The 960-nt window shown below is 61.0% G+C and carries 1 protein-coding gene; it reads right to left on the bottom strand.

Translation table 11 applies throughout. The annotated features are described in order from the left end of the window. Positions 1-960 (bottom strand): immunoglobulin-like domain-containing protein (locus tag PM2_RS31085; RefSeq protein ID WP_042132655.1); only part of this gene is annotated, 960 nt, incomplete at both ends.

Below are 960 nucleotides of genomic sequence, written 5' to 3'. Positions count from 1 at the left end.
CCGTCTTTGTTGGTCAGCGTGATGGTGTAGGTGATCTCGCCGCCTTCGGTAACCGAAGGTGTCGCGGTCAGCTTAGCCACCACTTCATCAGTGGTGTCAGTGACTTGGACGGTAGCCGCACCGCCCAGTTGCAGGTTCTCGAAGGTCGCACCGGTGGCGTCCACCGCCGAATTGATACCCAGGCTGATGCTGCCGGCGTCGTTGTAGACGTCATCGCCCTGCGCATCGTGGGTGTACGGCGCGCTGGTTTCGCCGGCCTTGATGGTGACTTGAGCGTTGTTGCTCAGGGTCACGACCAAGTCGTGGTCCAGCGGCTGGTTGATGTGTACGGTGAAGGTCGGTTTGACGTTCTCGGCCACCGAGGTCTGGTCGGCCGTGATGGTGATCTTGACCAGGTCGCCTTCGTTGCCCGGAGTACCTGGCTCGTCGGTAACGGTGGTGCTGACCGGAGTCTTGTCCAGGGTCAGTTGCTCGAACTTGCCGACATCAGCGCCGTCCACCGAAGCGATCGACTTGATCACTGGATCGTTGGCACCGGTGTAGACGTTGTCCGGCGCGGTGACGGTGATCGAACCGGTAGTGCCGTTGGCCGGCACGGTGATGACGGTTTTACCGTCGCTCAGCGTGAAGGTCAGGGCGCCGTGGTTGTTGATCGGCAGACCATCTTTGTTGGTCAGCGTGATGGTGTAGGTGATCTCGCCGCCTTCGGTGACCGAAGGGGTGGCGGTCAGCTTGGCCACCACCTCATCGGTGGTGTCGGTGACCTGAACGGAGGCGTTGCCGCCCAGCTGCAGGTTCTCGAAGGTAGCGCCGGTGGCGTCTACAGCCGACTTGATGCCCAGGCTGATTTCGCCCGAGTCTTTATAGACGTCATCGCCCTGCGAATCGTGGGTGTACGGCGCGCTGGTTTCGCCAGCTTTGATGGTGACTTGAGCGTTGTTGCTCAGGGTCACGACCAAG

The sequence above is a fragment of the Pseudomonas monteilii NBRC 103158 = DSM 14164 genome, assembly GCF_000730605.1.
Lineage (GTDB): Bacteria > Pseudomonadota > Gammaproteobacteria > Pseudomonadales > Pseudomonadaceae > Aquipseudomonas > Aquipseudomonas monteilii.
The sequence above is the reverse complement of the archived record's forward strand: the minus strand, read 5'-3'. Positions and strand labels throughout refer to the sequence as shown.